10 protein-coding genes are annotated in these 9,041 nt (G+C 47.4%); 9 read left to right on the top strand and 1 reads right to left on the bottom strand.

All coding sequences use genetic code 11. The annotated features are described in order from the left end of the window. The 6 genes from A9165_RS16915 to A9165_RS10710 form a co-directional block, all read left to right on the top strand. A partial coding sequence (locus tag A9165_RS16915; RefSeq protein WP_176714616.1) for a hypothetical protein occupies window positions 1–401 on the top strand: 401 nt, incomplete at its 5' end. A gap of 198 nt (window positions 402–599) precedes the next feature. Then, window positions 600–2,291, top strand: a complete 1,692-nt coding sequence (locus A9165_RS10730) for an RHS repeat-associated core domain-containing protein (RefSeq protein WP_065955860.1) — start codon at window positions 600–602, stop codon at window positions 2,289–2,291. A 134-nt stretch (window positions 2,292–2,425) separates the two neighbouring features. Further along, entirely contained in the window at window positions 2,426–3,190 is a 765-nt protein-coding gene (locus tag A9165_RS10725; protein WP_176714615.1) for an ankyrin repeat domain-containing protein, read from the top strand. Window positions 3,191–3,519: 329 nt separating this feature from the next. Beyond that, a complete protein-coding gene (locus A9165_RS16785; RefSeq protein WP_141686152.1) occupies window positions 3,520–3,765 on the top strand; it encodes an ankyrin repeat domain-containing protein in 246 nt (81 codons plus the stop codon). Then, window positions 3,704–5,152 carry an RHS repeat domain-containing protein gene (locus A9165_RS10715; RefSeq protein ID WP_083216266.1) on the top strand — a complete coding sequence of 483 codons (1,449 nt, stop codon included), beginning with the start codon at window positions 3,704–3,706 and terminating at the stop codon, window positions 5,150–5,152. The genes A9165_RS16785 and A9165_RS10715 overlap by 62 nt, the downstream gene beginning before the upstream one ends. A gap of 20 nt (window positions 5,153–5,172) precedes the next feature. Further along, window positions 5,173–5,880, top strand: coding sequence for a hypothetical protein (locus tag A9165_RS10710; protein ID WP_141686151.1), 708 nt, complete (start codon window positions 5,173–5,175; stop codon window positions 5,878–5,880). Between the two features lie 235 nt (window positions 5,881–6,115). Here A9165_RS10710 and A9165_RS16910 read toward each other — a convergent pair whose 3' ends face one another. Beyond that, complete coding sequence (locus A9165_RS16910; RefSeq protein ID WP_176714614.1) at window positions 6,116–6,304, bottom strand: hypothetical protein; 189 nt, start codon at window positions 6,302–6,304, stop codon at window positions 6,116–6,118. Between A9165_RS16910 and A9165_RS10705 the strand changes: the two genes are divergently transcribed. The 3 genes from A9165_RS10705 (at window position 6,299) to A9165_RS10695 (ending at window position 8,970) form a co-directional block, all read left to right on the top strand. Beyond that, window positions 6,299–7,576: an RHS repeat domain-containing protein gene (locus A9165_RS10705; RefSeq protein ID WP_176714613.1), complete on the top strand. Its 1,278-nt coding sequence runs from the start codon at window positions 6,299–6,301 to the stop codon at window positions 7,574–7,576. The two genes, A9165_RS16910 and A9165_RS10705, sit on opposite strands and share 6 nt — an antisense overlap. Further along, a complete protein-coding gene (locus A9165_RS10700; RefSeq protein WP_065955854.1) occupies window positions 7,577–8,134 on the top strand; it encodes a hypothetical protein in 558 nt (185 codons plus the stop codon). It begins immediately after the preceding gene. A gap of 341 nt (window positions 8,135–8,475) precedes the next feature. Next, on the top strand, window positions 8,476–8,970 hold the full coding sequence (locus tag A9165_RS10695) for a hypothetical protein (protein WP_065955853.1): 495 nt from the start codon (window positions 8,476–8,478) through the stop codon (window positions 8,968–8,970). The last annotated feature ends 71 nt before the right edge of the window (window positions 8,971–9,041 follow it).

The following is a 9,041-nucleotide window of genomic DNA, read 5'->3' as shown; positions in this document are numbered from 1 at the left end:
AAAACGTTCGCGATCTCGCCCTGTTACATATACCATCCGGAGATATAGATAAAGAGTTATTGGATAACAATTCATTGCATATGTTTTATGCGACGGGCAAGGTAAAAGCTATAACTCTTAGTGAGCTGAAAGGTGAAGAATTCATGAGTTTTTATGAAGAATGCTTGCTTGATGTAGTGAAAAAACGCACTGAATTTTGCCCAACCGAGGCTTATAAGTTATTTTCGGCTGGTATTGACCATGATCAGAGTGATGTGAATATTGGCATTAGCGAAGTTGATGGCTCTGATATTGTATTTATCAAGGGAAAATCAAAGTTCATGGCTGAAGTGGTAATCTATAATTACTACTTCAATCGAGTTGGTCGTTTGTTTGAATTAATCGTAATTATGCAGCCATAACCTCATATATATCAATCAATAGGGTCACCCATTAGTCTCTCGGAGTCAATAGAGTAACCGAACCTGTGCGCACGCAAGTGCGCAAATCAAAAGGGTCAGGTCCATTGATTTTTCGCCACCCAACCCAACCAGTGCAGCCGCACGCCGGGCCCGCGGGCTGTAAGCCAAATCGGCACCCAAAGCTATTGCTATGATGCGATGGGCAACCAGACGCACCAATACAGCAACGGCAGCCTGGTGCGGCAGATTGACTACAATGCCATCGGCAAACCCAGCCGTATCCGCAGCTACAACGCAGAGGCCGAAAGCGGCCGCACAGCGGGTGACAGCTTCTTTACTTACGATGGCAGCCGTAACCTGGTAAAACGCCATGTAACAGAACAAGGGCGCACCCAAACCTTTTATCAGCATGGTGGGGTAGAGCTGATAAAAGAAGGCACTAACCGGCGTTACCGCCGCACCTTTGCCAATGCCATTGTGGAGCGCAGCGGTAACACCCTGCATACCAGCTATGTGTACACCGACCATTTGGGCAGTGTCGATGTGATAACCAATGCCTTGGGCCAGCTGCTGGAAAAACTGAGTTTTGATGCCTTTGGTAAAAGGCGGCAGGTGTATACGGCCGCCCATGTCCCGGTGGCATTAAGCCTGGCCTCGATACTGAACAAAACCAGCAGGGGCTTTACCGGGCATTTACAGGTAGACCATGCCAGCATAGTGCATATGGGCGGGCGTATTTATGACAGCCATATTGGTCGCTTCTTACAAGCCGACCCGTTCGTACAAAGCCCAAGCAACAGCCAGAACTTTAACCGCTACAGTTATGTGCTGAATAATCCGCTTAGTTATACGGATCCTAGTGGGTATTTGTTTAAGTCGATTAAGAAGCATTGGCGGACGATAGCTTCCATTGCTGTCATGTTTATCCCTGGGGTGAATGTGATTGTGCTTGGTGCCTTGTCTGGTTACATTGCTTCAGGCAGTTTACAAGGTGCTTTAATCGGTGCTTTCACCGCTGGGATGGGCGGCATACAAGCAAAAGGTTTATCAGGCTTTCTATTGCATGGCGCTGTGGGCGGGCTTGCCTCCAAGATGAGTGGGGGTAAATTTGCGCATGGCTTTATATCGGCAGGCGTCAGTAGCCTGGCCTCGGGCGGGATAGGTAAGATTGACAACGCCTATGGCCGTACCATAGCCCGCGCGATAGTAGGCGGCACTGTATCGAAGATGACTGGCGGTAAGTTTGGCAATGGCGCCTTTGCGGCTGGTTTTGCGCAAGCTTTGGGTGAGGCGATTAATACACGGCCTGCCCCTGAGCTGTCGGACTTGGATAACGCGAGTGGGCAATTGTCGAACGCCATGTATAACGAAAATCTGGCTGAAGGCGATTCTGTGGGTGGATATACACTACAAGTTCTTGAGACCCATGATAACCTCTATGCCGGTGTTTGGGGTAACGCGGACGGCCATACCATAGTGGCTTACCGAGGTACAGCTACTCTATCGGACTGGGGTGATAACTTCCGGCAAGCATTTGGTTTGGAGAGTAAACAGTACCGTGCAGCCATGGGGTTGGCGGCGGACTACCATGCTCGGACAGGTGGCAATATCCACTTCACTGGCCATTCATTGGGTGGTGGACTAGCGGCGGCTTCGGCTATTCGTGTTGGTGGTAGCGCTACCATCTTCAATGCTGCTGGTTTGCATGCAAACACCATCAAGGGGCATTCGCCAGCTGGGGCATCCATCAAGCACTATCGAAGTTCTACCGACGCGTTACGCCTGGGTAATGCCCTGTCGCCTACTAGGGTTTACGGGCAGAAAGTATCGCTGGGTCCGGCTGGCTGGCATATGATGAGCGATGTCTGTCGGCGAACCAGTGCCTGTTAATTGGGAGGGATATAGTGAATTATAGAATCACAGGGTTTGTTTTAATCGGCGCAATTTTGTTGCTTAGTTGCGCAAGCAGTATACCTTCGCAACCTGCATCGCCAGAAATAAATGAGGTGATAAAACGAATGGATATGAAGCAGAAAGAAGCGAATCGCCGGGCCAATCAGGAACTGGTCAGTCGCATGTCGCTACGAACCATGTATCCTGATGACCAGGCGCGGGTACTAGCCGATGCGGCTGGTCGAGGGCGGATCCAGCAAATTGAAACTCTGGTAGCGCAGGGCGTTGACGTGAATGCCCTAGGTACCAGTGGCGCAACGCCACTGTATTGGCCGATCCGGCGGGGAAACGTAGCGGGTTTTAGAAAACTTCTGGAACTGGGTGCCGATCCCAATGTAATTTTTGAGGACGGCACCTCGATCATGTACTTCGCCGCCACCGAGAATAATCTGGAATTTTTGCGACTGGCGTTGAACCACGGAGCAGATCCTAACTTGGTATCGGGTGGGAAGCGTACCTCTCGGGAGCACGGAGAGATAGTGACCCGGTTTATCGGTGAAACACCGTTGATGCATGCGGCGCTTCATAACGCCAACGCTGTGGAGGCCATTGATCTGTTGCTTGAAGCCGGTGCGGATATCAATGCCAAAACTCGCGATGGAAAGACACCATTATTCTTTACGACGAATCTACGGTTTGATGTGACTTATGCCTTGTTGGTTCGTGGAGCGGATTATACCGTCCAGGTAGAAGGCTCGGGTCGCTACCGCAGCTATGGATTTATAGATACACTCCTTAACACGAGGCGCACCATGTTGCCAGGCACTGAGCAAATGCGGCAATATGAAAAAGTGGTGGACTGGCTCAAAACGCAAGGTGTGGAGTTTCCTGAGTAGTAGCTGTTGTCGGCGTGCAGCCAATGCCTGTTAAGGAGGGAATATGATGAAGCATAGCATGTCCCTGTTTGTTTATATCAGCGCCGCGCTGTTGCTTAGCTGCGCGAATACCATACCTTCGCAACCTGCACTACCTGAATCGAGTGAGGTGATAAAACGAATGGATTCTAAGTAAAGAGCGATGCGTGCTAGCTCGCGCTATGAATTTGTTAGTCGAGTCCCATTAAGGCATATGTTTCCAGATGAAATAAGCTGTGCATTGGCTGATGCTGCTGGTCGTGGTCGAATCGCGCAAATAGAGCAGAAAGTGGCGCAGGGTGCGGATGTGAATGCTCGGGGGGGAGCTTGGTGTAACGCCTTTATATTGGCCCATCAAGCAAAATAACATTCATGGATTTTGGCGTTTATTAGAACTTGGGGAAGATCCAAACGCTATTTTTTATGATGGTATGTCAGTGATGTTTTTTGCTGCACAAAATGAAAATCTCGAGTTTTTGAAGCTTGCTTTAGAGCATGGTGCTGATCCAAACCTTTCATCAGCAAGGCGGGGTAGAGCTGATAAAAGAAGGCACTAACCGGCGTTACCGCCGCACCTTTGCCAATGCCATTGTGGAGCGTAGCGGTAACGCCCTGCATACCAGCTATGTGTACACCGACCATTTGGGCAGTGTCGATGTGATAACCAATGCCTTGGGCCAGCTGCTGGAAAAACTGAGTTTTGATGCCTTTGGTAAAAGGCGGCAGGTGTATACGGCCGCCCATGTCCCGGTGGCGTTAAGCCTGGCCTCGATACTGAACAAAACCAGCAGGGGCTTTACCGGGCATTTACAGGTAGACCATGCCAGCATAGTGCATATGGGCGGGCGTATTTACGATTCACACATAGGAAGGTTCCTGCAAGCCGACCCATTCGTACAAAGCCCGAGCAACAGCCAGAACTTTAACCGCTATAGTTATGTGCTGAATAATCCGCTGAGTTATACCGATCCTAGTGGGTATTTGTTTAAGAAGTTGAACAAAGCATTGGGTAAGTTTGCGCCTTTCTTAAGTGTGGCGATGTTGTTTGTGCCAGGATTTCAGGGGTGGGCTACTGCCAATCTGTTGAATGCCGCAGCGTCAGGCTTTGTACTCGGAGGTATTGCATCGGGAAGCCTTAAAGGCGCATTGGTTGGTGCATTTACCGGAGCCGCTTTCCATCAGATAGGGCAGCACTTTAGTAAGCTAGCAGCAGCAAACGAGTTGAATAAAGTGCAAGGCTTGACGGAGTTTGGTGGCAATATGTTAACGTCAGGGCAAATAGCCAGCCAGATAACGGCACATGCGGTAGCGGGTGGTGTAGCTTCTAGTTTGCAAGGTGGTAAGTTTGGGCATGGGTTCTTTGCAGCAGGCTATACCAAAGCAATAGGTACTCCGTTAAATGACCGGCTCGGCAATGATGTAGTTACAGGTACTTTTACCTCTGCCGTTATTGGTGGTACTGCATCAAAAATTGCGGGCGGTAAGTTTGCTAATGGGGCGATAACCGGTGCCTTTCAGGCGTTGTATAATCATTACTCGAAAAGTGCAATTCCCGAATGGCGTGATACGGGTCATGAAGAAAAATTAATTGATTACCTAGACTATGAGTGGGCCTCTGATGCTAAGTTTAGGTTTGACTTTCCGGGAGAGATTAATTTTACGGTTGAAGGGCAGTTGCCCGCTTTAAGAGGCCCAATGGGAATGCCTATTGGGCCAGGAATAGAAGCCAAGTGGTACCACACTCGCCTTATCAAAGATACTTTAACTGTGTATCGTGTTCATGGAACAGAAACGACTTGGACGCGGAACTATACAGCGTATTCACCATTGCTTGGCCGTACAATCGACTTCTCAGTGCCGATGTCTTCGACAACAGTCACGAGAACGGCTATTAGCACTGACACACAGTGGCGTTTTACACGACGAGCGCCAACAACTAAATGAATTCAGAAAGTGAGGACTGTATGCGTTTATTGTTGATTTATATGTTGCTGGCATTTTCAAGTTTAAGCCGGGCCGATAGTTTTGAGCTGGTGAACTTACAGAATGCACTTAATGAGTATAACGACTGGCGCAAATCAGCTTGGTTTCCACGCAAATTAACATTATATGAGCACTATTTACATTTCAAAAATGGCTTGCACCGTGATAAGGCTGTGGCAAGTGCTAATGAGCAAATACGCTGGCTGTTTGTGCAGGAGCTGGAACGGTTGTGGCGACAAGAGCACCCACTTTACAATCATGATCGTTATAAACTGATGAGTGAGGCGAGCTTCCGTTTAGATGTGGCTTTTCATCTGGCAAATGCTGAGAAAGCATGGGGCTGCCCTATAAATATCTCCAAAGTAAAATTGCGTGATTATGCTATCCAATATAAAGATACACAGGATGTAGGTTTGAAAGTTGATGTGATTCGGACATTAGGTCAGGTTGGTACTACAAGTGACATTGATTATTTTGTTAATATTGTCCGGCATGAGCAAGATGGATTGGCACAAAATGCGATAAAGGCACTGAGGGGGCTACATCAGGATGAAGCTATGCTTGTGTTACTTAAGTTGCGTGGTGAGCAACACAGTCCGGCGGTCCAAGCATTTTTAGAGGAAGTAATTGGGCCATTTACCCAAGGTGGAGGCTTAGATCATCGGAAGATAGATCGTTGCCCAAGGTAATCTTTGTTATCCCATTCGCAACGTACGACTATACGGCATACGGCCCAACCAGTGCAACCGGACAGCCGGGCCAAGGGCGGTAAGCCAAATCGGCACCCAAAGTTATTGTTATGATACGATGGGAAATCAAACGCATCAGTATAGTGATGGTACTTTGGTGCGGCAAATTGATTATGGTGCTATCGGCAAACCCAGCCGAATTCGTAGCTATAACACCGATGTCGCTAATAACAGCTCACCGGGTGACAGTTTTTACACTTACGATGGCAGTCGTAATCTGGTTAAGCGGTATGTAACCGAGCAGGGCAGCACCAAAATCTTTTATCAGCATGGTGGGGTAGAGCTGATAATTGAGGGCAGTGAACGGCGCTTCCTCCGCACCTTTGCCAATGCCATTGTAGAGCGTAGCGGCAACACCTTGCATACCAGCTATGTGTACACCGACCATTTGGGCAGTGTCGATGTGATAACCAATGCTGCCGGCCAGCTGCTGGAAAAACTGAGTTTTGATGCCTTTGGTAAAAGGCGGCAGGTGTATACGGCCGCCCATGTCCCGGTGGCGTTAAGCCTGGCCTCGATACTGAACAAAACCAGCAGGGGCTTTACCGGGCATTTACAGGTAGACCATGCCAGCATAGTGCATATGGGCGGTAGGATTTACGATAGCCATATTGGCCGCTTCTTACAAGCCGATCCGTTCGTGCAGTCGCCGTCCAACAGCCAGAACTTTAACCGCTATAGTTATGTACTGAATAATCCGCTGAGTTATACCGATCCTAGTGGGTATATATTTAAGTCGATTAAGAAGCATTGGCGGACTATAGCGGCTATTGCCATAGCGGTGTATATGCCACATTTAGCGATTATGAAGGGACTGAGCGCTGCGACAGTAGGTGCTATTACTGGCTTTGTAGCTGGGGCGGTATCCACAGGCTCTTTAAAAGGGGCGTTGGTTGGCGCTTTTACGGGAGGCATGTTCGGTCATTTGCACAGTATGAATGCCGGCTTTGGTAAAGTAATTGCCCATGGTGCTGTCGGGGGAATGGGCAGTGTGTTGCAAGGAGGTAAATTCGGGCATGGCTTTGCAGCGGCAGGCTTTACACAGGCTGCCAGTTGGGCCGGTGGTGATAACTTGTTTGTTGAGGGGGCCTCTACAATTGGCGACCGAACGCACAATGCCGTGATTGCAGCCATGATAGGTGGCACTGCATCCAGTATCGCCGGTGGTAAATTTGCTAATGGTGCTGTAACGGGCGCGTTTTCCAGGTTATTGAATGATGATGCCACAGTCAGGCGGTTGGAGCGTGCAGCTAAACAGATTGCTGAAGACGCAAATTCCAGAAGGGCTGAGCTTAATAAGTGGAGGAAATCTGAGAATTGGGATGCAGTCAGAGAGCGGTATCCCGAGCTTGTCGGCGTTCATAATATGGATATGTCAATAATTACTCATCAGATGGCGGATGATTTCAGAAGTATTCATTTGAGGTATCTGTCTGGTCAGATAAGTGGAACATTTGTTGAGGCAGCAGAAAAGGGTTGGGATATCGGATCTAACGCAGTGAAAGGGCCAGCAGGTTGGGGGCGAATTTTCATGATTGCATCTATGCGCCCACCCGAGCTGCCAGAGCCTAAGTTCCGATTTGTCGTGAATCCGCGGAACGGCTATACAGAGGTTATTCCAGTAAAGGGGAAATAAATGCGTTATTTGATAATGTTTGTCTTGCTACAAGGATGTAGTCAAAAGTACTGTGAGCAAATTGATTTTTCGAGGTTCGCAGCGCCAATAACTGCCCGATATTGTGATATTGGTTTGCTTTCTGATGTTGAAATGAAAGATTGTGTTGCAGAAAGAGATCTGTATCCTCGGAGCTTTTATGATTACTATGGGGTTGATGGACCTATGTTTATCTATGCGTATCCGGCCAATCAACATTTGATAGATGAGCAACTATTGACTGAGTTTGGAACCTATTTGCTTGCAGAGGCATTTAATGTTGCGGCCGTTGACGATAAAGAATTCTTAGCCAAATCTGAAGCTCTTGCAAACTACTTGTTGATAAACGGTGTCGATCCTTTTCAACCTTTCAAGACGGAAAAGGCACCAGTCGCGTGGTTAATTCCAAATCTATTAATTTTAAGAAGTGTTCCCGCTACTGAGAAAAGGTGGGAGATTGTCAAAAGATATTACCCGCCCGAACGGCATGAAGTTTCAAAACAGGTGGATTCATATCTTCGATATTGTAGCGGTGATTGATTTTCCATTATTAGCTCGAGGGCAAGAACACGAATATTTGCCCACAAATTAGCTGTCCAGTTCATACCGTTCGCATACGGGTAAGTGCTGTTTTCCTCTGTTAGAAAAACGGTGGCTGTTAATCTGGAACATAGTAGTCGGGTAACCGAAATACGGACCAAGAAGCTTTATTTTTCAGATGAAACCGTAAGAAATCGAGTTAACACATATGAGCCTTCTCGGAGTCAATAGGTAAAACTGCTCTTCTGGCCGCGTTAGTGGCCAGTTTGTTGTCCATCGGTATAGTGCATATGGTCGGTAACAACTGTCACTTAGACGATATATGGATTGGAAAGTAAAATATGAAGAAAATTATTTTTGTTGTCACGTTACTTTTTATTTCATCCTGCAGTTTTGGGGACAATGGCGAAGTCACGAAGTATGAATTTATGGGGTGTAACTGGTTGATTAATTCAGAATATGAATTTTTGGCTGGCCGTTTTCAGCGCGATCCACAAAATCTGAATGAAAAGTTCAGAGCCATAAATTTTTACAATGAACCATTTACAGCTACAGATTTTGAGCACCACTCCCGTGAAGATGGTGCCGGATATATGGAACTGATTAGTAGTTTTAAAGTGAACGATTTTAAAATCGGAATCTATCTTATTAAAACTGAACGTATTCTTATGGGGGCTGAAATAAAGAGCGTCCATAGATGGACTTATGTGATTAAGGAACAGTCGATAGCGTCTTTTTATAATATCGAACTGGAAGAGTTTAAAGAGATAGCAACCGAATGTATGAACTTTTCGGAACTAACAGATGTAGCGTCTGAGCTGTCACCAGCAAAGTAATATTGTGCCGCCGTCCCGTTCATACCGTTCGCATATGGATGTCCGGTTGAAGTCGCTAGTTTTTGCCTTAT

This window comes from Alishewanella sp. HH-ZS, assembly GCF_001704375.1.
Taxonomy (GTDB): Bacteria; Pseudomonadota; Gammaproteobacteria; order Enterobacterales; family Alteromonadaceae; genus Alishewanella; species Alishewanella aestuarii.
This window is presented reverse-complemented; position numbering and strand designations above follow the sequence as displayed.